General features: G+C 55.8%; 21 protein-coding genes. 15 read left to right on the top strand and 6 right to left on the bottom strand.

Features of this window, described 5'->3' with window-relative positions; translation table 11 throughout:
* The first annotated feature begins 35 nt into the window (after window positions 1–35).
* From GWA01_RS07855 to GWA01_RS07865, 3 genes are read left to right on the top strand one after another with little or no spacing between them, the layout of a single operon-like run.
* Window positions 36–626 carry a cupin gene (locus tag GWA01_RS07855; RefSeq protein ID WP_146795985.1) on the top strand — a complete coding sequence of 197 codons (591 nt, stop codon included), beginning with the start codon at window positions 36–38 and terminating at the stop codon, window positions 624–626.
* On the top strand, window positions 623–1345 hold the full coding sequence (locus tag GWA01_RS07860; protein ID WP_146795989.1) for an NADPH-dependent F420 reductase: 723 nt from the start codon (window positions 623–625) through the stop codon (window positions 1343–1345). Before GWA01_RS07855 ends, GWA01_RS07860 begins: the two co-directional genes overlap by 4 nt.
* A gap of 42 nt (window positions 1346–1387) precedes the next feature.
* Entirely contained in the window at window positions 1388–3604 is a 2217-nt protein-coding gene (locus tag GWA01_RS07865) for a ComEC/Rec2 family competence protein (RefSeq protein WP_306416069.1), read from the top strand.
* A 9-nt stretch (window positions 3605–3613) separates the two neighbouring features.
* On the opposite strand, the gene nth is transcribed toward GWA01_RS07865, so the two are convergent.
* Window positions 3614–4291, bottom strand: a complete 678-nt coding sequence (nth, locus tag GWA01_RS07870; RefSeq protein WP_186819511.1) for an endonuclease III — start codon at window positions 4289–4291, stop codon at window positions 3614–3616.
* Between the two features lie 117 nt (window positions 4292–4408).
* On the opposite strand from nth, the gene GWA01_RS07875 reads away from it, so the two are divergent.
* On the top strand, window positions 4409–6247 hold the full coding sequence (locus GWA01_RS07875) for an ABC transporter ATP-binding protein (protein WP_146795992.1): 1839 nt from the start codon (window positions 4409–4411) through the stop codon (window positions 6245–6247).
* 69 nt (window positions 6248–6316) lie between these two features.
* Window positions 6317–7690: an amidohydrolase family protein gene (locus tag GWA01_RS07880; protein ID WP_146797643.1), complete on the top strand. Its 1374-nt coding sequence runs from the start codon at window positions 6317–6319 to the stop codon at window positions 7688–7690.
* 22 nt (window positions 7691–7712) lie between these two features.
* Here GWA01_RS07880 and GWA01_RS07885 read toward each other — a convergent pair whose 3' ends face one another.
* From GWA01_RS07885 to rph, 4 genes are all read right to left on the bottom strand, one after another.
* Window positions 7713–8930, bottom strand: coding sequence for a cation:proton antiporter (locus tag GWA01_RS07885; protein ID WP_146795995.1), 1218 nt, complete (start codon window positions 8928–8930; stop codon window positions 7713–7715).
* A gap of 159 nt (window positions 8931–9089) precedes the next feature.
* The gene (locus GWA01_RS07890; RefSeq protein WP_146795998.1) at window positions 9090–10748 is read right to left on the bottom strand and encodes an alginate export family protein; all 1659 of its coding nucleotides are present in this window, start codon (window positions 10746–10748) and stop codon (window positions 9090–9092) included.
* A 121-nt stretch (window positions 10749–10869) separates the two neighbouring features.
* Window positions 10870–11469, bottom strand: a complete 600-nt coding sequence (rdgB, locus tag GWA01_RS07895) for an RdgB/HAM1 family non-canonical purine NTP pyrophosphatase (RefSeq protein WP_146796001.1) — start codon at window positions 11467–11469, stop codon at window positions 10870–10872.
* A complete protein-coding gene (gene rph / locus GWA01_RS07900; protein ID WP_146796004.1) occupies window positions 11469–12179 on the bottom strand; it encodes a ribonuclease PH in 711 nt (236 codons plus the stop codon). Before rph ends, rdgB begins: the two co-directional genes overlap by 1 nt.
* Window positions 12180–12262: 83 nt before the next feature.
* On the opposite strand from rph, the gene hrcA reads away from it, so the two are divergent.
* The 9 genes from hrcA to GWA01_RS07945 all read left to right on the top strand — a co-directional run bounded on the left by hrcA (window position 12263) and on the right by GWA01_RS07945 (window position 22573).
* Window positions 12263–13333: a heat-inducible transcriptional repressor HrcA gene (hrcA, locus tag GWA01_RS07905; protein ID WP_186819512.1), complete on the top strand. Its 1071-nt coding sequence runs from the start codon at window positions 12263–12265 to the stop codon at window positions 13331–13333.
* 63 nt (window positions 13334–13396) lie between these two features.
* The gene (locus tag GWA01_RS07910; RefSeq protein WP_146796007.1) at window positions 13397–14281 is read left to right on the top strand and encodes an aldo/keto reductase; all 885 of its coding nucleotides are present in this window, start codon (window positions 13397–13399) and stop codon (window positions 14279–14281) included.
* Window positions 14282–14335: 54 nt separating this feature from the next.
* Window positions 14336–16945: a penicillin-binding protein 1A gene (locus tag GWA01_RS07915; RefSeq protein ID WP_146796010.1), complete on the top strand. Its 2610-nt coding sequence runs from the start codon at window positions 14336–14338 to the stop codon at window positions 16943–16945.
* Window positions 16946–16980: 35 nt separating this feature from the next.
* Window positions 16981–18112 (top strand): peptide chain release factor 2 gene (prfB, locus tag GWA01_RS07920; RefSeq protein WP_146796013.1). Its coding sequence is split into 2 segments (ribosomal slippage): window positions 16981–17049 and window positions 17051–18112, totalling 1131 coding nucleotides; the frame shifts between segments, so codons are not numbered across the junction.
* Between the two features lie 400 nt (window positions 18113–18512).
* Window positions 18513–19181, top strand: a complete 669-nt coding sequence (locus tag GWA01_RS07925; protein WP_146796016.1) for an energy transducer TonB — start codon at window positions 18513–18515, stop codon at window positions 19179–19181.
* A gap of 148 nt (window positions 19182–19329) precedes the next feature.
* The gene (locus GWA01_RS07930) at window positions 19330–20391 is read left to right on the top strand and encodes a MotA/TolQ/ExbB proton channel family protein (RefSeq protein ID WP_146796020.1); all 1062 of its coding nucleotides are present in this window, start codon (window positions 19330–19332) and stop codon (window positions 20389–20391) included.
* 4 nt (window positions 20392–20395) lie between these two features.
* Window positions 20396–20821, top strand: coding sequence for an ExbD/TolR family protein (locus GWA01_RS07935; RefSeq protein ID WP_146796024.1), 426 nt, complete (start codon window positions 20396–20398; stop codon window positions 20819–20821).
* Between the two features lie 75 nt (window positions 20822–20896).
* A complete protein-coding gene (locus tag GWA01_RS07940) occupies window positions 20897–21331 on the top strand; it encodes an ExbD/TolR family protein (RefSeq protein ID WP_146796027.1) in 435 nt (144 codons plus the stop codon).
* A 3-nt stretch (window positions 21332–21334) separates the two neighbouring features.
* Window positions 21335–22573 carry a hypothetical protein gene (locus tag GWA01_RS07945; protein WP_146796030.1) on the top strand — a complete coding sequence of 413 codons (1239 nt, stop codon included), beginning with the start codon at window positions 21335–21337 and terminating at the stop codon, window positions 22571–22573.
* 70 nt (window positions 22574–22643) lie between these two features.
* Here GWA01_RS07945 and flgH read toward each other — a convergent pair whose 3' ends face one another.
* Window positions 22644–23342, bottom strand: coding sequence for a flagellar basal body L-ring protein FlgH (gene flgH / locus GWA01_RS07950; protein ID WP_229316069.1), 699 nt, complete (start codon window positions 23340–23342; stop codon window positions 22644–22646).
* A 295-nt stretch (window positions 23343–23637) separates the two neighbouring features.
* Here flgH and GWA01_RS07955 point away from each other — a divergent pair, with 295 nt between their 5' ends.
* Window positions 23638–26316, top strand: coding sequence for a mechanosensitive ion channel family protein (locus GWA01_RS07955; RefSeq protein WP_146796036.1), 2679 nt, complete (start codon window positions 23638–23640; stop codon window positions 26314–26316).
* The last annotated feature ends 80 nt before the right edge of the window (window positions 26317–26396 follow it).

Raw genomic sequence — 26396 nt, forward strand, 5'->3', positions numbered from 1 at the left:
TCTTCATCTTGCATCCAGGGATCGGGAAAAGGACCGTGGACAGACGCGCTTTCAACACCCTGCTGGCTGGTTTGGGTCTCGCTTTCGGAAACGGGCGTGTTCGCTCGGCTTCGGCTGCAACGCCTGCAAATGTGGAGGTTTTTTCTCTGCGTCAGAACGGGTGGGTGCCCAACAGCCCCCATTTGCCAGTCATCGTGTACCGAAATGCTCTGGAAGCCGGGGAAGGAAAGGAGAGCGTCTATGAGGCGCTGTTCGAGCGTAATGGCTGGCCTCCCCAGTGGCGCAACGGGGTATATCCGTTTCATCACTATCACAGCCTCGGCCACGAGGTTCTGGGTTTTTCGAACGGTTCTGCCAAGCTGATGCTTGGAGGCCCTGGAGCGCATGAGGTGCAGGTGCATGGTGGTGACATTGCCCTGCTACCGGCTGGTACAGGTCACTGTAATCTCGGGTCAGACGCCGATTTTACGGTGATCGGCGCATACCCGCCGGAACAGGAATTCGACATTCTGCGTACGGCCCCCACGCCGGAGCAGATGGCCCGCATCAACAGCCTGGCGTTTCCGACAACCGATCCTGTGCAGGGTGCAGGCGGAACCGTTTCAAAGGAGTGGCACAGGACATGAATGGCTTTCGTCTCAGGCGACGACCTTTTCTCGCCGTACTGGCAGGTCTTGCCGCCACAACCGGTGCATCGCCGGTCAGTGCCCAGTCTCGCCCGACTATCGGCATCATCGGTGCAGGCAATGTCGGGACGACATTGGGTGGATTGTGGGTGCAGGCCGGATATCACGTCATGGTCTCGTCACGCACACTCTCTGATGCCCAGGCGGTCGCCACGTCTCTTGGGCCGTTGGCCTCTGCGGGAACTCCGGCGCAGGCTGCGGCTTTTGGCAGCATTGTCGTGCTTGCGGTGCCCTATCGGGCAATCCCGCAACTTGGCCGTGAGCTAGGGCACGCGCTGGCTGGAAAGATCATCATTGATCCTTCCAATCCATATCCGTTTCGTGATGGAAGTATTGCCAATGCCGCAAGAATAGATGGAGCGGGCGCTACAACGCAGCGCTATTTCCCCTCCTCCCGTGTTGTGCGTGCGTTCAACTCCATCGACATGACGGCTCTTCGCGCCTCTGCCCATCGTTCCGGCGCTCTGCTCGCCGTGCCTCTGGCAGGTAATGACAAGGACGCAGTTGCGGAAACGGCGGCCCTGATTAGTGCTGCGGGATTTGATCCTGTGGTGACGGGTGGCCTTGATACGGCGCGTCTTTTCCAGCCCGGTAGTGACGGCTTTGAACTTGAACGTGATGCTGCAGGGCTAAAACAGGCCCTTCATCTTCCAAACTAAACCAAGGCGCGACACGGCGGGAAATAGGTTAATATCCTGCATGTGTCGCGCAGTCAGTCATTTCCCTTCCCACAGCTGAAGCAACTTCCGTCAGATGATCTGAACACGGAGGAGCTGGAGGACCCGCGCGTTCCGCCTGCGTCTCAGGTGCGTGCGTCCTGGATTGACCTGATTTTCCAGGAGCAGGGGCGGAGGCTGATCTGCTGGCTTCCGGTAGGATTCGCCCTCGGCGCAGTTCTTTTCTTCAGTCTGCGGGTTGAACTCTGTGCCGCATGGGGGGCGATGGTCGCGGCGTCGGGTGTCGTTCTGCTTTGGGCAGGTTGGTATCGTGGATGGTGCAGGCTTGTTGGGTTTGGATTGCTTGTTCTGGGGCTTGGTTTTGCGCTGGCGGCTCTGGAAACACGCAGGCAGCCACTCATGCCTGTCCTGCCAACGCGCGCAACCATTCTCACCGGCCGTGTCCTGGCGATAGAAAATCTTCCTCCCCGTCAGGATGATGATGAGCCAGCGCGCCGCCTCACCTTGGCCGACGTCACTTTTGACACGGCGCTGGACGCTGGAATGCGCCCATTGAAGCGTTTTTTGCATGTTCGCCTCAAAGCAGGAGATCCGTTGTCTCCCCTCCCGGGCAGCTATGTATCCGTCCGTGCGCTGTTAAAGCCCCCAGCCCCCCCGGCTTTGCCGGGGGGGCGTGATATGCAGCGTGAAAGCTGGTTTTCAGGAAATGCGGGAAACGGGTATGCTCTTGGCTATGTAACTCTTGAAGCTGATGCCGCCCACACGCCTTTTCTGGAGCAACTTCGCGAAGCTGTGGCCCGCAGGATTGAAAGGGTACTACCCGGCCAGACCGGAGCAATCGCCGCCACTTTGCTGGCGGGCGAGGGGAGCGGAATTAACCGCCAAACACGCGAGGCATTCTCCGCTTCGGGTCTGGCGCATCTGCTCGCGGTTGCGGGCCTTCATCTCGGGCTGATGATGGCTGCCGTGATCGTTTCTGTCAGGGCAATTCTCGTCCTGTCGGAAAAAGCTGCGCTCTACTGGCCTTGCCGTGAAATATCTGCGCTGGCGGGCCTCGTGGCGGGCGGAGGTTATGTGCTGCTGACGGGCGCACATCTGCCAAGCGTCCGCGCGTTTGGAATGGCCTGTATCGTGACGCTCGCTTTGCTGACCGGACGCAGGACACTCTCGATGCGGGCGCTGTCGATGGTGGCCCTGTTGCTTCTTGTGGTGTCGCCATCCTCGGTTGGTGATGTGTCTTTCCAGATGTCCTTTGCCGCCGTCATGGGTCTGATTGCAGGCTATGAGGTCCTACGCGAACCTCTTATTCGTCTTCGGGGCGAGGGAGGCTGGCAGCGCGCTACGTGTTCACATCTCGTGGCCCTGGCCTTGACCAGTTTGCTCGCAGGGCTTGCAACACTGCCAGTGAGCATGGCGCATTTTGGCGCCTTTCAACCCTGGTTCGTGCTTGCAAACCTGATTGCGGTCCCTCTGGCTGCAATATGGATCATGCCTGCGGGCCTCATCTCCATTCTGCTCATGCCGTTTCATGCAGAAGCATTCCCCCTACGTATCATGGGCAAAGGGGTTCAAATCGTTCAGATCCTCGCGGATAAAGTGGCGGCTTTCCCGATGGCACATCATGATGTGCCATCAATGCCGGGATGGGGATTACTGGCTTTTATGCTTGGCCTTGCCATTCTCTGCCTGTGGGTCGGGCGGGGAAGACTGGCCGGCTTGCCATTGATCGCTCTGGCTGTTGTTTCGATCTGGTTTCAGTCCCGGCCTGTTCTGCTGCTGTCGCCAGATGCTGGCTTGATAGCTGTTGTTGATCGGGGTGTACTGAAAATGGGTCCGCATAGTAGTCTTGAAAATATCGTTCTGGACGATTGGCAGAAGGATCTGGCTCTTCCTGTCGAGGCTCTCCCACCCGCCTGTAATGCAGGGCTTTGCCGGGTCAGGGTGCAGGGGCACACATTTCTCCTGCGCCCGCATGATCCCTCGGATGGAGAAAATCTGCCTACCCTGGAAGACTGCAAGGACATCGAACTGTTTGTCAGCGCTTCGCCTGCGCGCGGAGGATGCCCCGGTGTACCAACGCTGGACCGGTTTTCAGCATGGCGTGATGGAGCATGGGCTGTTTATCTGTCACGTGGAAAAATCTCTCTGGTGTCAGATAGAAGCTGGCGTGGAAGTCGCACATGGGTGCCCGCAATAGGATCTCACGGCATGCCGAACCTGCCATTGGCCAGATCAGAGTGAACGGTGTTCTCAGGCGGCTTTGGATTTCGGGTCCACAAGTCTTTTGTCTGGATACAGGCACCATTTAGTCGCCGGGCAACGCCAGCATTCAGGTGTCCGCGCCTTACAAACATAGCGCCCATGCAGGATCAGCCAGTGATGTGATGGGCGGAGCATATCTTTTGGAATGCGCGCAACGAGCCCATCTTCGACCTGACGCACGTTTTTGCCAGGAGCGAGCCCCGTCCTGTTACCAATACGGAAAATATGCGTATCCACGGCCATCGCATCGGACCCGAAGGCAACATTCATGACAACGCTGGCCGTTTTGCGTCCCACACCGGCAAGGGCTTCGAGGGATTTGCGGTCCGAAGGGACCTGTCCGTCATGCCGGGCCAAAAGCTGTTCGCACAGTAATGCCACATTATGAGCTTTGGCCCGCCACAGGCCTATGGTCTTGATATATTGAGCAATGCCGGCTTCACCGAGTTCGGCCATGGATTGCGGGTCTGGTGCCCGCTCGAACATGTCTTTTGTCGCTTTGTTGACGGATTTGTCCGTGGCTTGTGCAGAGAGCACAACACTCACCAGAAGTTCGAACGGATTCCTGAAAACCAGCTCGCTTTCCGCATTCGGATATTCATTGGCCAATGCCGTGATGAAGGCTTTTGCTGCTGCCTTGCTCATGGGTTTGGGGGCATCGGTCATGGCATAGGCTCCACAGGCTGTTGCGTCCGGTCGGGACAATCCGCAGAATAAGACAAAGATCGAAATTTTCCATGCCATTGCACCATCGGCCTTCGCGCCGCATGGCGGAGCGCCCCTGTGTCCGAGACTGTCCCCCTACAAACCTCCCAGCAGCAGGAAGGTCAGAAGATTAGTATTTCCTTCACGGAAGTCCTTGTCTTCGTGCTTCGCCGGTGGCTGGAGCATCCGTCTCTTCTGGCGCGCACGCTTGGGGGCGTGGGTCTCGCCACGCTGGCCGACATCTGTACTCCCCTGCTTGCTGGTCGCCTTGTGGATGACGTGTCCCGTCATGCGGCGGGGCCAAATGTTCCGCGTACACCCGATTTGATGCATTTGCGCGAAGATGCGTTTCTGATGGTGAGTGGGTTGATTGTGCTTGGTCTGGTGGGGCTTTATGGTCGCCGTGCGTCCTTTATCGGTATCACGCACCTGACTCTGGCGATCATGCGCCGCACAGTCACACAGGCCTTCGCTCGCGTTCAGCGCTTTTCCACAGACTGGCATGCCAATACCTTCGCAGGCTCGACGGTGCGTCGCCTGACGCGTGGCGTTTGGGCAATTGATTCTCTGGATGACACACTCCTGCTCATGATCGCGCCAGAGGTTCTCGTTCTCGGCGGAACGACCTTTGTTCTGATGATTCGCTCACCGCTGATGGGGCTGGTTCTGGCGGTTTCCGTCGTGTTGTTTGCTTGGCTCTCCATCGCGCTTACCCTGCGCTATGTGGCGCCAAGTGCGCGCACCTCCAATGAGTGGGACACCCGCATGGGTGCAGCCATGGCGGATTCCGTAACCTGCAACGCCGTGGTCAAGGCGTTTGGGGCGGAGGGACGCGAAGAGGCGCGGCTTGGTCGGGTGGTAAAAGGCTGGAGCGGTCGTACGGCGCGGACGTGGATCCGGGGAACCAATAGCGGCAATCTACAGGCACTCGCTTCCCTCGTTATGCGTATGCTGCTCATCGGCATGGCCGTCATGATGTGGTGGATGGGGCATGCAGGGCCAGGAGACGTGGCCTATGTCCTGACGATGATGTTTCTTGTGCAGGGCTATCTGCGAGATCTGGGGCAGCAGGTCAGCCAGGTTCAGCGCTCGGTCAATGAAATGGAAGAACTGGTTGCGATCTTTCGCCGTGAGCCAGCCATTCAGGACCATGAAGGCGCTCAGGAAGCAGCCTTCACAAAAGGCGAAATTCATTTCGAACACGTGGACTTCCAGTACCCGGGGCAAAGTAGAGCACTTTATAATGATCTGGACCTCACTATTGCGCCGGGCTCTCGGGTGGCGCTTGTCGGTCCCAGTGGTTCGGGAAAAACAACCCTGACGAAGCTTCTTCAACGGCTTTATGATGTCAGTGGTGGAAGAATCGTCGTGGATGGTCAGGACATCGCGCATGTCACGCAGGATTCTCTGCGCGCCCATATCGCGATTGTCCCGCAGGAGCCGATCCTGTTTCATCGGACGCTGGCCGAAAATATTGCCTATGCCCGTCCGGGTGCCAGCCTTGCGGAAGTTCAGGAGGCTGCAAGATTGGCCAATGCTGCCACTTTCATTGAGCGCCTTCCGGAAGGCTACGATACAATGGTGGGCGAGCGCGGTGTGAAACTGTCTGGTGGAGAGCGCCAGCGTGTGGCCATTGCACGTGCATTCCTTGCGGATGCCCCGATTCTGATTTTCGATGAAGCGACCTCCAGCCTTGATTCCGAGTCAGAAGCCTTGGTGCAGGAGGCTATGCGTCGCCTGATGCAGAACCGCACAGTGATCGTTGTCGCGCATCGTCTGTCCACCGTGATGGAGTTGGACCGTATCCTTGTTTTCCGCCGTGGCGAACTTATCGAAGACGGAACTCACCTTGAACTTGTGGGGCAGGAGGGGGGCATTTACCGTCGTCTGTTCGAACTCCAGTCTCTGGAGGGCTGATCAGCCTCGCATCCATGATCTTCCTGTGGCGTTGAGGTTTAGAGATGTCATGTGATGAGGGTCTGTCCGATGGGTGTGCGTCGTGTTTTCGCCAGTTTTCTACTTGCTTCCGTAGCGACTGTATTTTCGTGGCCAGCGCTGGCTGTACCTGTGGCTTTCGACCATGCGAGGCTGATCGATGGTACGGGCGGTATAGTAAAGGAAAACATAACTGTTGTGATCGACAACGGTCTGATCCGTTCTGTCGGTAGTACCGCACCTTCTGATGCACAGCACATTGATCTGCGTGGCAAGACTCTTTTACCAGCTCTCATCAGCGATCACAGTCATGTCGGGCTGGTGCAGGGAACGCAGGGTTCCAGCGACAATTACACACGCGCCAACATCCTTGCGGCCCTTCAGCAATATACCCGATATGGCGTCCTGACAGTTACGGCGCTTGGGCTTAACAAATCACCGCTCTTCGACGACCTTCGCCGTGAACAGCACGCGGGTAAAAATCCGGGTGCGGATCTTTTTGGTGTGGATCAGGGGATCAGTGCGCCAAATGGCGTCCCGCCTGACAGCCTTGTCAAAGGGCTTGGGCCAGATCAGGTTTATCGTCCGGCTAGCCCCGAAGAGGCCCGTCAGGATGTAGACAAAATGGTGTCGGAAGGGACGGATCTCGTGAAGGTCTGGGTCGATGATTTCCGTAACGACGTTCCCAATGGAAAGACCTACCCAAAGCTCTCCCCGACGATCTACGCAGCGGCGATTGATGAAGCCCACAAGCATGGCACGCGCGTGGCCGTGCACATCCATGATCTGGATGTTGCGAAATCGGTTGTGGCCGCAAAAGCTGATATTATTGCGCATGGCGTGCGTGACAGGCCCGTTGATGCCGCTCTTGTTAGCGCAATGAAAAGGCAGGGCACCTGGTACATCGCGACGCTGGATCTGGATGAGGCAAACTATATTTTTGCCGAGCATCCGGAATGGCTGAACGATCCTTTTCTGAGTGCGGGGCTGGATCCCGCGCTACGGGCTCAGTTTTCAGATCCTACCTGGCGAATGCAGACATTGTCCAAGCCACTGACCCCAGCCTCACGATACGCTTTAGAGATCAACCAGCGTAATTTGATGACACTTTATCGCGCTGGAGTGCATATCGGCTTTGGAACAGATTCCGGGGCCGCAGCCACGCGTATTCCGGGCTTTGCCGAGCATCGTGAACTTGCCCTGACTGTGGGTGCGGGGCTCACCCCGGTTGAAGCCATCACGCTTGCAACGGGCAATGCGGCCGCGCTCCTGCACCTGACGGACAGGGGTGTGATTGCGGCGGGTAAAAGGGCGGACATCCTGATCGTGGATGGTGCGCCGGATATGAATATCGCGGCGCTCGATCATATCGATCAGGTCTGGCAGCGGGGTGTTCTGATCAATCATGGGCTGACTGCAAAATGAGCCAGCCTTGATTGAGAGATTATCAGGCGGTCTGTTTGCGCCGCCAGGTGATCATGCGGAACATTGGGCCGGTGAGCGTGGTTGAAATGACCGCCAGCACCATGAGCGATGCAAATGCGAATTCCGAGATCATGCCTTGCGCATGGAGGATCGTTGCCGCAACAATTTCCATCAAGCCCTTGCACTGAAGCAGCGACCCGATGCTGAGTGCCTGTCGATGTGTCAGGCCCGGCGCCGGTGGGTAGGCCCATACAGCCAGCAATTTGGTTGCGATGGAAATAACGACCAAAAGGATGGAGGCGAAAACGGAAGGCCAGGTCAGCGCGTCGCCATTGATATGCAGGCCGCTATGCCCGAAGAACATGGGTGCAAGCCAGATCAGGGAAAATGTTCCTACTTTCTCTATTGGTAGACGGCGGACCCAGCGTGGCGGCATCAAGGCGCCTGCAAAATATGCACCGATTAGTTCATGAAGCCCAAGTTGCTTGCTTGCCCACGAGCCTGCGGCCAAAAACACCGGGACTGCGATCCAGATGACCCACAGGGGTGGGTTGCGAAGATTGCGGGTTGCCCAACTGCTGCTCAACGCGAGGCCTACGAGTAGTGCGACGGCCAGAAATTCAAGCCCGCTCCATCCATGAAGGGCGTCTGATCCACGCGCGGCGAACTGCAGAATGGCCAAGCCAATCCACAATGCTGCATCATCCACAACAGCAAGCTTGAGAGCAATCTGGCCGACTGGTTTATGTGCGGGTTCCAGCTCCCGAACCAGGCCAATCAGGACCGGCAACGCGCTAACGGCGATACAAAGCCCAACAGACATTGCGCCGATCCATCCATTCCCATGTGGCGCATGCCATCCATGCAGCGGCAGGAAAAACTGTTTGACCAGCATTGTGCCAACGATGAACGGGAGCCCAAGTGCTATGAGAGCAGCGCCCAGCACGCGGCTGATCGAAGAAGGGGGGAGCGGTTCCGCTCCTGCCGTATTCTCGGGGTGTTGCCACATTTCCAGGCCAGCCGTGAAAGCAAGGACGAGGACGGCAAGCCATCCGATATAGTCACCATAGAGCGAAGGTATGCCCAAACGGGCGACGGGAAAATGCGTAACAGCAAGTACAATTCCGACGAGAATTGGAAGAATGGCAACCGGAATTGAACGCCTGAGGACCCGCCATAAAATCCATGGAATAAATACAAATACGAAAACGTCGGATATCAGTGCTGTCATATTTCCCATAGATAATACCTCACATAGTTTATCTTATATAAGCATAAATGTTTGTTATGTGGAATTTTTTATTGTTTCGACAATTTTTATTGTGTTTTTTTGGTCGTTTTGAATGTCGATTTCTACCAAATTTTCTCGTTCTGAAGAACAGAATTTTCGTTTATGAAATTAGAACCGGAAAACTAGATTGGACTGAGCATAGCTTCCACTTTTTGCGCCTGCTTCACGAAGATTATGTGAAACAATGAAACGCGCACCATACATCTGCCAGCTCAGATGCTGGTTGAGCTGGATGAGAAGAGAAGCTTGCGGAACAATTCCCACATATCGTCCATTCAAGCCCGTCGAAAAGGCGTAGCGTGCAGATGAACTATACACCGCGTCCGAGGTGTTTTCGCGCCATAAAACCGGGGCCTTCAGGCGTAAGGAAATATAATGACGCGGGGTAATGCTCAGGATCGGAGACATGCTGATGAGGTTCGCAGGAGCAATGTATGTTGTCGTGTCGAGATAATTCGTCTGCGGGCTGAAGGGCGTGGCGAATGTTCCTACGCTGCCGGTGGTTTTGTGGCTGTTTCCACCAGAATAAATATCTGTCTGGATACCAATAAAGGGGTGGAGAAAAGAGGCGGGCTTACGATATCCAAACGTGGCGTTGATGGCGTAAGCATCAACTGAACGTTTCTGGTCCGTTTTTGCGTAGTTGAATGTTCCGCCCTGATAATCTGCGCCAATCGAATATTCGAAAGATGGTGCGGAACCATACCACCGGAAACCGAAATTATTTCTGGTCTGGAAGCCGGATTTGGTTCCGGTCGCGGTAGAAATGGCTGCTGCTGAGCCAGCATATTTGTAGCCGATATAAAACAGATCCAGAAATGAATGGACCTGCTGTTTCCCGATATGAAAAGCTGGAACGGCAACCGTTGTGTTGAAGCCGTATAGTCGTGTTCCATAGTCTTCAGTGTCATGGAACATTTTCGTTTGGTTTATATTGGTCTGGACGAAGTCATAAGCATCAATACGGATGTTGTCCCAGATGGCGTAATATCGAAAACCATTCCATGAAATGGGGACGTTGGGCGTTTCCCGATTATACAGCAGATATGATGGTGCATCGAGAAACTGCTGTCTGCCGAAAAGAAAGCCTGTCTTGGCTCCGAACATGTTTTCGGTAATTTCGATAAAGGCCTGTTGTGCGTCCAGCTTCTTACGATAGGTCGTGCCGTAGCCATATCCGTTCCAGCCTGCCGCATCGCCGTTGATGAGTTGTCCGAACAGCCGGATATGCGATCCAAGATGTAGGTCGGCGCCGTAGAGATTCCTTGCAGTGAAACGCCCGGAACCCGGATGTCCACTCGCGCCCAGACCCGGATGTTCCTCGTACCAGTTGCGCAGGCGCGTTTCTCCCGAGAAAGAGAGCCAGATTGTTTTTTGGTCGTTGAGTGGAATGAATTTGAGGATATCGAGGGGGTCGTTGCGAAGCTTTGGATCGCGCAGATAGCTCCAGTCTTCGGCCCAGGGGGCAACGCCGTAGCGGCCGACAGGGCCAAATCCTGCAGATTCTCCGTTACCGCGTGTAAAGTTTCCCCATCTGCCCTGATGACCGTTTGGAGCTACGTTCTGAAGAGGATAGACCCGTCTCGGCTGACCCACGACGCCTGCATGTGGATAATTCTGTATCGAGGGGCGGGGCTCGTCATGAACCTTGATTGTTTCTGGTGCAGTAACTGGCTGGACAATGGTGCTCTGGGCGTGCGCCGCGCTGTATATTATCAGCGCGGACATCGCGGTTGTCATGGAAAATACAGGCAATCGGATCGTCATTTGCAGCGCTCGCCGGGAGTTCTGAAAATGACGATATCCAAAAAGTTTTTTATTAAAATAACTAAAAATATTCGTTATTAATTTTTCCTGTTTCCGATCGTTTAAAAGTTAGGCAGAATTCTCAATTTTCCACACATTCAGAAAGAAACAGCGCCAGAGCGCGTCCGCGATGGCTGACAGAATTTTTTTCTGCATCCGTCATTTCTGCAAAAGTGCGGTTTTCGCCTTCAGGGATGAACATCGGATCATAACCATGCCCTAGCTCCCCGCGTGGCGGCCAGACGGTATGACCATGGCATTGTCCCTCGACGGCGCGTGTTTCCCCGTCCGGCCATGCAAGGCAGAGGGCTGCGACAAATGACGCCCTGCGATCCGGATTATCTCCGGTTTCAGCATGTACGCGCTCCATTGCGATCGTCATGTCCTTGGTCGGTCCGCCCCATCGCGCAGAATAAACGCCGGGCTGACCATTTAGGGCAGCAACGCAAAAGCCGGAATCATCAGCTAGAGCTGGGAGGCCCGAAGCTCTGGCAGCGGCAAGCGCCTTGATGGCGGCATTTCCCGCAAACGTTTCTTCAGTTTCTTCCGGTTCTGGAAGATCAAGCTCTCCCGCGGAAATGACCGTAATGCCGCTGGTGGCGAGAAGGGCCGAGAATTCACGAAGCTTTCCAGCATTGTGGCTGGCCAGAACTATTTTTGATCCGCGAGGAAGGCGACGCATTACAGGCTCTCCAGAATTCTGTTTTGAGCTTCGAATAGGTTTGCTGTTCCGAGTTTGGCTAAGCGTAGGAGTTCAAGAAACTCGCTTTCTTCGAAAGGAGCTTCCTCTGCCGTACCCTGAATTTCGACGATGCCACCAGTGGATGTCAGAACAAAGTTACTGTCCGCCTGGGCGTTGCTGTCTTCGATATAGTCGAGATCCAGAACGGCGCCTGCTTTTGTAAGGCCACACGAGACAGCGGCAATCTGGGAGGTCAGGGCTGAGCCCGCATTGATTTTTCTCAGTGCGATGGCAAGGGCAACCCAGGCCCCTGTAATGGACGCGCAACGCGTGCCGCCATCCGCGTTCAATACGTCACAATCCAGCGTGATGGTTTTTTCGCCAAGTTTACGAAGGTTCACGCATGCGCGCAGCGATCTGCCAATCAGTCTTTGGATTTCCTGCGTTCGGCCAGACTGCTTACCCTTGGTGGCTTCCCGGTTGCCCCGAATATGCGTGGCACGAGGAAGCATTCCATATTCTGCGGTAATCCAGCCCTGCCCTTTGTTGCGCAGGAAAGGCGGTACGCGGTTTTCGATGGATGCCGTGCACAGCACTTCCGTTCCACCAACGCGGATCAGGGCAGAGCCTTCTGCGTGACGGGCCGTCCCGAGTTCGATCGAAACGGGGCGTCCTTCATCTGCGGCACGGCCTGATGGGCGCTGAGACATGCAAGAAAATCCTTCATTCAAGATGCGACAAGCGTTTAACGCGTTTGACGAGAATGCATCCAGCCCCGACATAGGGTTTTGATATGATGAGACCTGACCCGCACACGTTTCGCACCACAACGTCTTTCCCTCACGGTCTTGGGGACAGGGAAGCGGCGATCCTGCGCGAAATCGTCGAGGAATATGTTGAAACCGGGGAGCCGATTGGCAGCCGGACACTCTCGCAACGGCTTCAGCCTTCGCTGTCTCCTGCCACGATCCGCAACGTGATGGCAGATCTGGCGCAGGCGGGGCTGCTTTTTAGTCCCCATACGTCAGCCGGGCGGCTTCCAACGGAAAAAGGTGTTCGTCTGTTCGTTGACGGGTTGGTCCAGTTTGGTGCGCTGGGAGACGAAGAGCGGGCGAATATAGACAGCCGACTGGAAATACGTGGGCGTTCATATCAGGAGACACTGGCAGAAGCGTCTTTGCTGCTGTCGGGGCTATCCTCTGCGGCGGGGCTGGTACTGGCACCAAAATCAGATGCGGCCCTGAAGCATATTGAATTTGTGGCACTCGGGCCGGGGCGTGTGCTGGTCATTCTGGTGGGGGCGGATGGGCAGGTTGAGAACCGGGTGATCGAGACACCACCGGGCCTGCCGGTTTCGGCGCTGGTCGAGGCTGGGAATTATCTTAATGCCCGTCTGGGTGACCTGACACTGACGAACCTTCGGCAGCGTGTGCTGTCGGAAATGGATGCAAGCAGACATGAACTGGACGCCTTGACTGCTGCCGTAATCGAAAGTGGTCTTGCCACGTGGGGCGCTGATGGCGGAACACTTTTTGTCCGTGGGCAGGGCAAGCTTTTGGCAGACATTACTGAAATCGAGCGCCTTACTACGATCCGAATGCTGTTTGATCGTCTGGAAACACAGGAGACGATGTTGCAGCTTCTTCAACTGGCTGATGCGTCTGAGGGGGTGCGGATCTATATCGGCAGCGATAGTGGCATGTTCGGAATGTCTGGAGTGTCCATGATCGTTGCGCCTGCCCGTAACGAAGTGCAGAAGATTGTGGGAGCTATTGGTGTCATTGGTCCTACACGGCTGAATTACGGAAGGATTGTGCCGGTCGTTGACTATACGGCGCGTATGATCGGGCGTTTGCTGGGTTAACGAACGCAACCCTGTGCCGGGTCGGGCTGTTGAGAGTGTATCGCTCTCAGGGAGATCGCGAAAATGAGTAAACCTGACGCTAGCAAATCCGGCACATTCAGCATCGGCGGGGACCTGAAAATCCATCGTCTGGGTTTTGGTGCGATGCGCATTACGGGCAAGGGCATCTGGGGCGAACCACCAGATCATGAGCAGGCGGTCAGAACGCTGGAAAGTCTGCATGAATATGGTGTGGACTTCATCGATACCGCAGATTCATACGGGCCATTTGTTTCCGAAGACCTGATCCGCGAGGTTCTTCATCCATACACCAAGATGGTAGTCGCCACGAAGGGTGGCCTGACCCGGCACGGCCCGGATATCTGGCGGCCCGTCGGAAATCCGGACTATCTGCGCCAGTGTGTGCTTATGTCATTGCGCAGATTGGGTGTGGAGCGGATTGACCTGTGGCAGCTCCATCGCGTGGCGCCCGATTGTGCGCCTGAAAAACAGTTCGAGGCGATCGCGAAGTTCCGTGAGGAAGGGCTGATCCGTCATGTTGGCCTTTCTGAAGTGACGGTTGATCAGATCAGGCTCGCGCAGAAATTCTTTCCGGTTTCGACCGTGCAGAATCGGTTCAATCTCGTTGACCGCCATTCCGAGGATGTTCTGGATTATTGCACGAAGGAGAATATCGGATTTATCCCGTGGGCCCCTCTTGCTGCTGGTGATCTGGCAAAACCGGGTACGGATCTGGATAAAATTGCGCATCGGCATCGTGCCTCTGGAGGGCAGATCGCTTTAGCATGGCTGCTCCGTCGATCGCCGGTCATCCTGCCGATTCCGGGCACGGGAAGCCCTGAACATCTGGCTTCAAATGTCCACAGTGCTTCTTTTCATCTTAATGATGAGGAGTTTGAGCTTCTGGATCGCCAGGGGCGGGAAAACTGGGAAAAATCGCGGGCTTGACCTACCTGCTCGTCAGGGGCGACGAATGACGCGTTTCGATGCTATGCAGGCCGTATGACGCGACCCAATTTTCGCCCCCGTAATCCGCAGGATCCCAAGGCCGGGCCTCTGCGTGGTCCCCGTTACCGGCGTTTCCGCCAGTCCCTCGCCATTATTCTGGGCGTGGGCGTGGTGGGTCTCACCGGTGCCGGTGTGATTGGCTGGACCACCTATGCCAAGCTCGTTGCTGATTTGCCGAGTGTAGACAGCCTGCGTGCCTACAAGCCGCCGACGGTCAGCCGCATTTATGCGTCCGATGATCGTTTGATGGCGGAATTGGTTAATGAACGGCGCATCTTTGTGCCGATCAGTGCGGTTCCAGATCGGGTAAAAAACGCATTCATCGCAGTTGAGGATCAGAATTTTTACACGCATGGCGGTGTGGATTTTCTGGCGATCGCGCGGGCTGGCGTAACGGATCTGGTGGCCCGTCATGGACGTCGCCCTCTCGGGGCTTCGACGATCACCCAGCAGGTCGCCAAGGTGATGCTGCTCAATAGCAATGTCCTAACCCTTGATCGCAAGATCAAGGAAGCGATGCTCGCGATGAAAATCGAGCAGACGCTGCCTAAAGACAAGATTCTGGAGATCTATCTCAACGGAATCTATCTTGGGAACGGTGCTTACGGTGTGGCCGCTGCGTCCCAAACCTATTTCAACAAGCCTCTTGATCAGTTGAACGATGCCGAGGCCGCGTCTCTTGCGGCGCTTCCGAAATCACCGACAAACTACAATCCGTTCCTGCACCCTCAGGCTGCCCTTGAACGTCGCAACTTTGTGCTCTCGCGTATGGAGGCAGTCGGTTTCATTTCCGCCGATCTGGAACAGCAGGAAAAGCAGGAGCCTCTGGTTCCGCAAAAGAAAGAGCGCTTTGGTCCGCTGCCGGAATCCGAGTGGTTCGGGTCTGAGGTCCGTCGGCAGCTTATTGCACAATATGGCAATGACCGGGCATTGCAGGGTGGTCTTGAGGTTCATACGAGCCTTGATCAGAACCTTCAGCTCGCGTCCACCCGGATTCTGCGTGAAGGCCTCATGGCCTATGATCGCGCACATGGTGGCTGGCGTGGCCCGGTTACGCACCTGAACGATATCCAGAATGACGGTTGGGAAGCTGCGCTTCAGGGTACCAAGGCACCGGGTGGTATGCTGCGGAGCTGGCGTCTAGCAGTGGTTCTCCCCGGGGCAACTCATGTCGGCTGGATGGAAGAGGATAGCACTCACACCTCCGCGCTCATTGGTGCGGATCTGGCCTGGGCCAGACGCATGCACCCGCTGCGAGCCGGAGATGTTGTGATGATCGAACCACAGGAAGGTGGTTCGGCTGCATTGCGTCAGGTGCCGCGTGTTGAAGGTGCTGCAGTAACGATGGATGTGCGAACCGGGCGTGTTCTTTCGCTCGTCGGTGGCTGGTCTTTCCATGACAGCCAGTTCAACCGTGCCACACAGGCTCTGCGTCAGCCGGGCTCATCGTTCAAGCCGTTCGTTTATCTGGCGGCCATGGAAGCGGGCATTTCCCCTTCCGAAAAGTTTGACGATTCGCCTGTCTCATACGGGGACTGGCATCCGCGTAATTATGAACACGACAACTGGGGCCCTACCACGCTGCATGATGCGCTGCGTGAAAGTCGCAATCTCGTGACAATTCGCGTTGCTGCCCATCTGGGTATGAAGGCCGTTGCTGACACCGCAATCAGGGCTGGGCTTGTGGATCAGATGCCACATGTTCTGCCTGCGGCTCTGGGTGCCGTTGAAACCACGGTTCTCAGGGAAGCGGGTGCCTATGCAGCAATTGCAAATGGGGGGCACATCGTCACACCAAGTCTGGTTGACGATGTTCAGGATCCCGATGGCACGGTGATTTGGCAATCCAAAAACTACACACTGGGCACGGTCATGCAGGCTCCGCCTGCCAGTTCTTCTGCTGTGCCATCACCTACGATAGCGCCTGCTTCAGGTGCACCCGCAGTTCCGCCGGTGACTGCGTTGCCTGTTCCGGGAAGCGTGCAGGTGCCCTTGCTGACCGATGGACGTCCAACTCTGGCGAGCGAAGACAGTGCGTTTCAGATCGTCACCATGATGCGTGATGTGATTGCGAATGGAACTGGCCGTATGGCTGGCAGCGGGATTGATAGCCCCATTGCTGGAAAGACGGGCACCAGTCAGGATTTTCATGATGCGTGGTTTGCAGGCTTTTCCCCCGATATCGTGACGGTGGTCTGGGTTGGCTTCGACACCCCCGAGACATTGGGAAAAAACGAAGATGGTGGGCGTATTGCTGGCCCGATCTGGAACAGGATCATGAAGGTGGCTCTCGCAGATCGCCCGAAGCTGGATTTCAGAGTGCCCGCAGACATCACTCTTGCTCGTTATGACACGGGGCGTATCTCTGCCGTGGACGGGTTCAAGCCAGACCAGATTCCAGGTGCCTCTGTTGCTCTTCATGGTTTTGGCGCGGGTACAGAAGCCCTTACAGCAGCAGACACTGGTGCTGATACGATTTCAGATTCTGAAGCTGATATGGCGCAGGCTGCCCCTTCCGCGAGTGGTGTGGCGCCGACAAACGGGCAATCTGCGCAGAAACCTGCTGTTTCGGATGGTGACATCGGTGTGGGTGGGCTGTACTGAGATCGGCCCAACCCACCCTCTAGTGGAGAAAGACCATGTCGGCTGAGACCGAATCCCTCTCCGAGCAGATTAAGCAGTCGATCGCGCTGCTGAGGAGGCATCTTTGACTGGGATGTCGCCAAAACACGCCTCGCGGAACTGAATCACCGCGTAGAAGATCCAGAACTCTGGAACGACGCTGAAGCCGCACAGAAGCTGATGCGCGAGCGTACGACGCTTGCCAATCAGATTGAAGGCGTCGAACAGCTCGAAGTTGACGTGCAGAACACGCTCGAACTCGTTGAGCTTGCCGAAATGGAGCAGGATCAGGGCATGGTGGAAGACGCCATAGCCACCCTGCGTGAGTTCGCGCAGCAGGTTCACAAGCGCGAAATCGAGAGCCTCCTCTCGGGTGAAGCTGACGCCAACGACTGCTACATCGAAGTTAACGCCGGTGCGGGCGGCACGGAGGCTCAGGACTGGGCCGAAATGCTGCTTCGCATGTACACCCGTTGGGCCGAGCAGCATGGCTATAAGGTCACGCTGATGGAAAGCAGTGAGGGTGAGCAGGCTGGCATCAAGTCTGCCACCATGCAGATCACAGGCCCCAACGCCTATGGCTGGCTGAAGACCGAGGCTGGTGTTCATCGTCTGGTGCGTATTTCGCCGTTCGATGCCGCCGCCCGCCGCCAGACATCGTTCGCGTCGGTCTGGGTTTATCCCGTGGTTGATGACTCGATCGAAATCGAGGTTCTCGATTCAGATCTGCGCGTGGATACTTTTCGTGCATCGGGTGCTGGTGGACAGCACGTCAACAAGACGGATTCTGCCATCCGCATCACACATATCCCCACGGGTATCGTGGTGGCCTGTCAGACTGATCGTTCCCAGCACCGCAACCGTGCTACGGCCATGGAAATGCTTAAGGCTCGCATGTACGAAGCGGAGCTGCAGCGTCGTGAAGCCGCTGCTGCGCAGACTGAGGCTGCCAAGACGGACATTGGATGGGGGCATCAGATTCGCTCCTATGTTCTGGCGCCTTACCAGTTGGTCAAAGATCTGCGCACGGGCGTCGAGAAGGGCAATCCGGATGCTGTTCTGGACGGTGCACTGGATGATTTCATGTCGGCATCGCTTGCACAGCGTGTGGGAGCCACGCGCTCCGAGGCGAGTGCTTCGGCGCAGTAAGGAACTTTTCCTGTAGAGGGAAACATTCTTTTTTCATAAGGGGTGCGCAACAAAGCGTGCCCCTTTTTTATTTAAGACATAATTTTATTACATTTAGGTCTCAACTTAGTCACAAACGATCAAAATTGCCGGATAAATGCGTTTTTCTGAGCATTAAAAGCCGAGAAACGGTATAAAATGATGGAAAGAAGAAAGATTTTCGTTTCGATCCAGCCAATAACAAGCTTGACACCATGGCTTCTAGCCTGCCCAATCAGCATATCGGGTATGTCCTAACGTCATGCAACGAATCACGCTTGCGTGACTGCAGTGTGCCTAGATGAGGGGACAACGATCGGACCATACCATTCGGCAGGTGTGGACCGTTGCAGGTGTCAGTGAGGGGTAAGAAGGTTACGACATGAAGAGCTACGCCGCACAGCAGCGCAAGCCGACGGACTACATTGTCGCGATTGTCGTGGCCGTCCTGGCTATGGGCGCGGTGATCTACGGGCTCATGAGTGGTGCGGTGGGCAAGCTGGTCCACGAAAAGCCACCCATCAAGACGGAAGTGATCAAGGAGACGCCCAAGCCGCCTCCGCCGCCACCTCCGCCGCCGCCACCAGTGATGGAGCAGCCGCCGCCGCCTTATATTCCGCCGCCAAAGATCAGCGTGCCGCCTCCGCCGCACCCGATCCAGCGCGTCACCCATGTGAAGCCGCCGCATCCGCAGCCGCCGACGCCGACTCCGTCTCCGGAGCCGTCTCCGACACCGGCACCTCCGGGTCCGCCAGTGCCAGCAGTTCCTGACCACACGGCAGGTGCGTCGCCGATCAATGGTGCCAAGCCGGAGTATCCGGAAGAAGCCCAGGAAGAAAACCGTGAAGGCAAAGTTACCGCCTCATGCGATATTCTCCCGACAGGCAGAACCGCAAACTGCACGATCGTCAGCTCAAGCGGTGGTCATGAGTTTGTGGAAAGTGCCATGGACTTCCTCGGCCGTGCCCGTTACCAGCCCGCCGTCGTAAACGGACAGGCTGTCACCGAGCACCACCACATCCTGCATGTGGACTTCACAATGGGCGACTAGTGTTGCCATTGGCACACTAATCAAGATTTTCCTGCCCTGTCCTCCGGGATAAGGCAGGTTTCACAATTAAGGGCTGGTCCTCCTCCTTGGGACCGGCACTCAAGACAGCTCCGGAAACGGGCATCTCTATGACGAGGATATGGAGTTCATGACCAGACTGTTCCGCCTTCCTGCTCTCGCCGTTCCGACGAAGGCGCGCGCCGTTCGGGCCAGCGCCATGGCCCTGACGCTGGCCCTGGCTTCTGGTGCGGTTCTGCCGGCCGTTGCATTCGCTCAGCCGGCCCCGAGCGATCAGACTGCTCCTGCAGCAGCTCCCACCGATCCGTCTGCTGCTCCGGCTGCACCGGCTCCGACCGACTCTTCTGCTGCCCCGGCTCCTGCAACAACTGACCCGGCAGCAGCTCCTTCTGCGCCGTCAGCTGATGCAACGGCCCCTGCTGCTGCTCCTTCAGACGCAGTAACGGCAACTCCGGAAGCACCTGCTCCCCAGGGTAACCCATATGGTCTGGGTGCTCTTTGGGCCAATGGCGATATCATCGCTCGTGGCGTGCTGATCATCATGGTCATCATGTCTGCCGGTACCTGGATCATCATGGTCATGAAATTCCTTGAGCAGGGCCGCGTTTTCTCTGCTGCCAAGGAAGCTTCCAACCAGTTCTGGACCAAGACCTCCGTGCATGACGGCGCAGCATCCCTTAAGGCTGCTTCTCCGTTCCGCTACATCGCTGAGACCGGCATTGTTGCTGCAGAGCACCATGAAGGCTCAATGCGCGACGCCATTGATCTGCATTCCTGGACTGAAATGTCCATTGGTCGTGCAGTTGATACCATCAACACCCGTCTTCAGGGCGGCCTTGCATTCCTTGGTACGGTTGGTTCTACCTCGCCGTTCGTTGGTCTGTTCGGTACCGTTTGGGGTATCTATCACGCTCTGACGGCCATCGGCATTGCAGGTCAGGCTTCTATCGACAAGGTTGCTGGTCCGGTTGGTGAGTCCCTCATCATGACGGCTATCGGTCTTGCAACTGCTGTTCCGGCTGTTCTCGGCTATAACCTGCTGGTTCGTCGTAACAAGGGTGCCATGGACCGCGTTCGCAACTTTGCTGCTGACGTCCAGTCCGTGCTGATCGGTGGCTTCCGCCATGGTGTCTCTCCGGAGGCAGCGCGCATGGAAACGCCGACAACCATCACCACCAGCCAGCGGGTCTAATACCATGGGAATGAACGTCGGAGGAGGCGGCGGTGACGACGAGGTGGTGTCGGCAATCAACACCACCCCCCTCGTCGACGTCATGCTGGTTCTGCTCATCATCTTTCTGATCACGATCCCCGTTGCGACACATACGGTGAAGGTCAAGCTGCCGGTTGATGCAAATCAGCCGACGCAGACCAAGCCCAACAATGTTGTCCTGGCTGTCACGGCCAATGGCCAGACTTTCTGGAACGAGGTTCTTGTGAAGAACCATGATGAGCTTCTGAATCGCCTCGAAAAAGTGGCTGTACAGAAGCCTCAGCCTCAGGTGCAGATCCGAGGTGACGGTGCTGCAAAGTACCTGGCGATCGGACAGGTTGTTGCAACCTGTCAGGAAGCTGGCATCGCTCATGTGGATTTCATCACAGAGCAGCCGCACTCGAACTGAGTGCTTGATACCGGGTCGTTTGTATGAGCGACCCGGTCCCTTGACCTATCTGGACCCTTTTGGAGAACCGCCGTCATGGGCATGAGCGTCGGATCGGACAGCACGCACGAAGACGAAGGCATTGTCGATATCAACACCACGCCGTTGATCGACGTGATGCTGGTGCTGCTGATTATGCTGATCATCACCATCCCGCTACAGACACATTCAGTGGCTATTGATCTCCCACAGGGAAATCCGCCGCCATCTACCGAACAGCCCAAACTTGTCACCGTCAGTATTGGCTATGACAACGGTATCAGCTGGAACGGTGAGCCGATTACGTCTGAAGCTTCTCTTCAAGCCCATTTCCGTGATGCTGCTGCCCAAGCAGATCAGCCGGAAATGCACATTCATCCTGACCGCCTTTCAGACTACAAGACGGTTGCCCATGTTATGGCAGACGCACAGCGTCTCGGCGTAACCAAGTTGGGTATCGTTGGTCTGGATCAGTTCATGGAAGGACAGTAACCCGTGTTTTTGACCCGTCACCGCTTTCTGAGCCCCCGTAATCTTCTTCTGGCTGGAGCTTTGGGCATTACCCTAGCCGGAAACGCTTCTGCTGACGATGTTCTCGGACAGGCAGTTGGCAAGGATCTTCAGCAGGCCCAGAGTGCGCTCGTCTCCAAAAACTACGCCAAGGCAATGTCTGGCGTGGATGCAGCTGACGCGGTCAAAGGTAAAACGGATTACGAAGCATACACCATTGCCCAGATGCGTGCGGCTATCGCTGCGCAGTCGGGCAATGTTGCTGCTGCGACCAAAGCTTATGACGTTCTGATCAATAGCCCGCGGACACCGAAGGCTGCTAAAGGTCAGATGTTGATGGCACAGGCCAGCATGGCTTATGGCGCCAAGGACTATGCGCACGCGGTTCCTCCCGCTCAGCGTTATCTCAACGAGATCGGCCCGGATCCCCGTGTCCAGACGATGCTAATCCAGAGCTTCTACCTCCAGCAGGACTGGAAGGGCACCTCGAAGGTCGCTCAGGATCAGGTGGATGCTACAATAAAGGCAGGCAAGATTCCTACGGAAAACCAGCTCCAGATGCTGGCGACTGCCTATACGAATCTGCACGATTCCACGAACCAGACACATACATATGTGCTGCTCGCAAAGTACTATTCCAAGCCTGACTACTGGGCGATGCTGATCCATAATCTGGTTGCAGATCCGAACATGTCTCCGCCGCTGGTTTTTGCGGTAGAGCGTCTGCGTCTTGCTACTGGTGTGCTGAAGGATCCGTCCGATTATCAGGATATGGCTGAGCGCGCTGTCCAGATGGGGCTTTCCCAGCTTGCTCTGAATCTACTGAACCAGGGTTATGCCAATCATTCACTGGGTAACGGTGCTCAGGCGCCTGCTCAGGCAAAGTTTCATGCCTTCGTAGCGCAGCATGCCGCTACGGAACGTGCTCAGCTTCCTGCCGCTGCTGCTCAGGCTGAAACGGCTTCGACGGCTGGTCCTGCTCTGACGGCAGGCTACAATCAGGTTCTCAGCGGCCAGGCAGATCAGGGCCTTGCGCTGATGCAGAAGGGTCTTGCCAAGAATCCGCGTTTCCCGGATCTGGCTCAACTCCAGTTTGGTATGGCTCAGATGGATGCTGGTCGTAAGGCTGATGCCATTAAGACTCTGAGTGCTGTTTCTGGTACCGGTTCTGCTCATGATATTGCACAGCTATGGGCGCTTCTTCTTGCGAAGCCTTCTCCTTGAGCTGATCAGTTTTAATAAATTTGGAAGCCGTCAGAACCTGTTTCTGGCGGCTTTTTTTTGTTTATCTCGATTAGAATGGAAGGATGGAATCCAGAACCTGTTGACCGTAGCGTGGCGTCTGGATCTGGGTGATTGTCCCGCGACCACCATAGGATATGCGTGCTTCGGCCATTCGGTCATGGGTGACGGTATTGTCTGCAGTGATGTCCTGAGGGCGCACGATCCCGCTGACACCGAGTTCACGCAGTTCACTGTTCACACGCACTTCCTGCTTGGCCATCACAACGAAGTTGCCATTCGGCAGAACCTGCGTGATTGTTCCCGCCAAACGAAGCGTAACGGCTTCATTTCTGGTTATTTTACCTGTTGCAGAGCTGTCGTCACTGCTTGAGGTTTTAAGGGTGTTGGAGCCTGTTACGGCGTCTATGATCTTGCCTTTGGCTCCAAAGAAATTTGGTATCCCAAAATTCTGATCCGCGGCGCGCGTGGCGGTCGTGCCGTTATTGAATGCGGCATTATCGGTAATGTCGACGATGATGGTGACCAGATCTCCAACCTGAGACGCGCGCTGATCCTTGAAAAAGGCCCTGCTGCCAGGGCGCCAAAGGCTGGCGAGCTCTTCAGGGGGAGCCTGGAGGGGAGGCATCGGCATTGTTATGGGTCGATAGCTTGCAGCCAGCGTTGGATCGCTGATTGATGTCATGCGCGGTGGCCGCCCCACTTCTGAAAGCTGGGCAAGTGAACTGCAGCCTGTAAGCAGCAAAGGCATCCCGAAAAAGGCTGCAAAACTAACATTGCGGAATATGGGGTTCGCGCGCATGGGGTGTTGGAAATTCCCGTGTGTTGATAGGTCTGATAAAGCCGTTTTTGTGTAAATACTCAGTTAAGAGTGCCCGCTTTTCTTAACGTCTCTCAGGAGACGTATCGTTTTTAGGGATAATTTTTCCTTGGAACATCAGGGAGTTTCGTGCGTAGAAACGTTGAGGGTGCGTTTCTTTTTGCCTGGCAGGAAGTCTGTATATCGCGCCGTGATTCTACGCCCCGATTCTTGAGGAGCAGACCGAATGCAGGCGCGTGCCGGCTTTTGTCTTTCGACCTATTCATTATTAAACTCCAGCCAGGGCCATAAATCCTTGTCAGGCCGCATGCGTATTGCGCTCGCCGTCATGATGCTGTGTCTGGGGCTGATGCCGGGTTTTCAGGCCCGCGCCGAGACAGCGCCCGCAACTGCTCAGCCTGCCTCTGGAAGCAAGATAGACGCTTCTACGCCTCATCTGACGGCAGCACAGGCACAACAGCTTCTGGGCGTTCTGGATAATGATTCCAAACGTGAGCAGTTTGTAACTACTCTCCGCAACCTTTCTGCAGCCCAAGGAGCGGCGCCGACGGCTACTGCCAGTGGGCAGACCACACAGCCTATCCGCGCAAACAGTCTGGGTGGTCAATTACTGGGCAGCTTCTCGAATCTTGGAAACACATCCCTGCGTGAGGTTCACGTTCTGACGCGGACTGTAGGTAATTTCCGTTCTCTGGGGCCCTGGATCCGGCATGTTTCGAACACGCCGGAACTTCGCAATGAAATGCTAAAGGTTCTGCTGCGTGTAGCGGTGATGATCGCCGTAGCCTCGGCTCTTGCGTTTCTTGTGCGCCTCCTTCTACGCAAGCCCAGAGCCCGTCTTGAGGGGTATGCACGGCAGCGCAATCTGCGTGAGCAGATACTGGAGCAGGAAGATGCGAAAGACGCCAAGGAGGCTGCGGAGCGCGCTACTGGACAGGAAGCTTCTACCGACTCAGGCGCAACTGTATCCGAGCAGGTCGAGATGCAGCAGCGTGCTTTGGCAACGCCCATTACCGACCCTTATCAGGGCGAGGAGGGTGCAGAGCGACTTGTCAAAGCTGAGACTGAGCAGAATGAGCGGCTGAAGCATCAGGGGGCATTAGCCAAGCTTCTGATGGCACTCCGTCGCCTGCCGTTTTCGATTGGCTGCTTTTTGCTCGATCTTCTGCCAGTTGCAATGTTCCCGCTTGTGGCGTTCATCATGCAGAGCTTTGACCCTGATGGTGACGCTCAGACCGCAGATGCACTGCAGAACGTGGCATGGATTGCCAATGTGACAATCGGGGTCTGGGTTGCGTTTCTTTATGCGACGCTGGCACCCGGAAAGCCCTGGTTGCGGCTTACGACGTTCAGCAATGATGTTTCCCGCTTTCTCTTCGGCTGGCTCCGTCGGATCGGGTTTGTGCTGAGCTGGGGGATCGCGACACTCGCTGTCCTGGACGATTGCTCCATGCCAGACAACATCACAACGGCATTGGGAAAGATTCTGGCGCTGGTCGGGCATGTCATGCTCGCGATCATGATCATCCGTTCGCGCGGGTATGTTTCTCGTGCTTTTGAGCCCCTTATGAAGCAGGGGCGCCTTGCAGTTGTTGTGAAGCTGTTCGTTGGGATCTGGTGGATCGTTGCGCTGTTCTTTGATTTGAGTCTGTGGTTGGTCTGGGCCGCCGAAATTCATGGTGGTTATGCTCGGATTACGTATATTTTCGTACGATCCTGCATCGCATTGATCATTATGCGGATTATCAGCATTGCGGCCTATGGTGCGTTGGAGCGCTTTTTCCGGTTGGTCGCGGAATGGAAGTTTCTTGCTAATGATTCACAGGATCGGATTGCGCGATACTATCCCTCTGCCCGTCGTGTGCTGGGTGTTCTTGTTGCGCTGCTGACACTTGGGGCTTTGTGTGTTGCCTGGGGTGTGCCGCTGGAGAGCATTTTCGGTAAGGGAGCACTTGGCTCGCGGCTGCTGTCTTCTGTCAGCACAATCGTCATAGCGCTGTTGATTGGCGTGCTGATCTGGGAAGGTGTGAATATCGCCATTGAGCGCCATATCCGGAACCTTGGTAACTACGATGATTCCAAGGCGCGGATGGCCCGCTTCCGCACTCTGCAGCCGATGCTTCGAATCATTCTGATGGTTGTGCTGGTGGGCGTTGTGGGGCTCACGGTGTTGTCCCAGATCGGGGTGAACACTACGCCGCTTCTTGCCAGTGCTTCGATTTTTGGTGTGGCTTTGGGTTTCGGTTCCCAGAAGCTCGTTCAGGATTTTATCAGCGGTATTTTCCTGTTGATGGAAAATGCACTTACGGTTGGCGATGCGGTAACTCTGAGCGGCACTTATGGCGTGGTGGAGAAGCTTTCCCTCCGGACGGTTCATGTGCGTGCAAATGATGGCTCCATGAACATTTTCCCGTTCAGTTCCCTCAATCAGATCACGAACTACAACCGTGATTTTGCTCGTGCGATTATTGTGGCTGAAGTGGGTTATTCTGTTGATACGGACGACGTGGTGAAGGCTCTGAACGACATCACTGCCGAAATGCGCGCGGACGAGAAATTCCGCGATCTTATCATCGACAATTTCCAGATGTGGGGTGTTGATTCCCTGAACGATTCTTCCGTGACTGTTCGTGGAACGCTCCCCACGACGACGGCCGGTCGCTGGCCCGTACAGCGTGAATTCTATCGCCGGATGAAAAAGTGCTTCCAGGCACGTGATATCGACATTCCGTTTCCTACACGTACTCTGGAAATTTCCGGGATTGAACGTCTGATGGATTATCAGGCACCGAAAACAAGAGCGGAATGGATTGGGAAAGAGCCAGAGGATGCGGTTGAAAGTGGTGATCCGAAAGCACAGGGCGAGAGCGGGGATGGCAGCATAGCAGCGCCTTCCGATCAATAAATGGCGATATGCATGGCTTTGAGTTGAATCTGGCCATGCAAATAACCTGCAACCATTGGTCAGGCGAACCGTTCTGATTT

It is taken from the genome of Gluconobacter wancherniae NBRC 103581 (genome assembly GCF_007988885.1).
Lineage (GTDB): Bacteria > Pseudomonadota > Alphaproteobacteria > Acetobacterales > Acetobacteraceae > Gluconobacter > Gluconobacter wancherniae.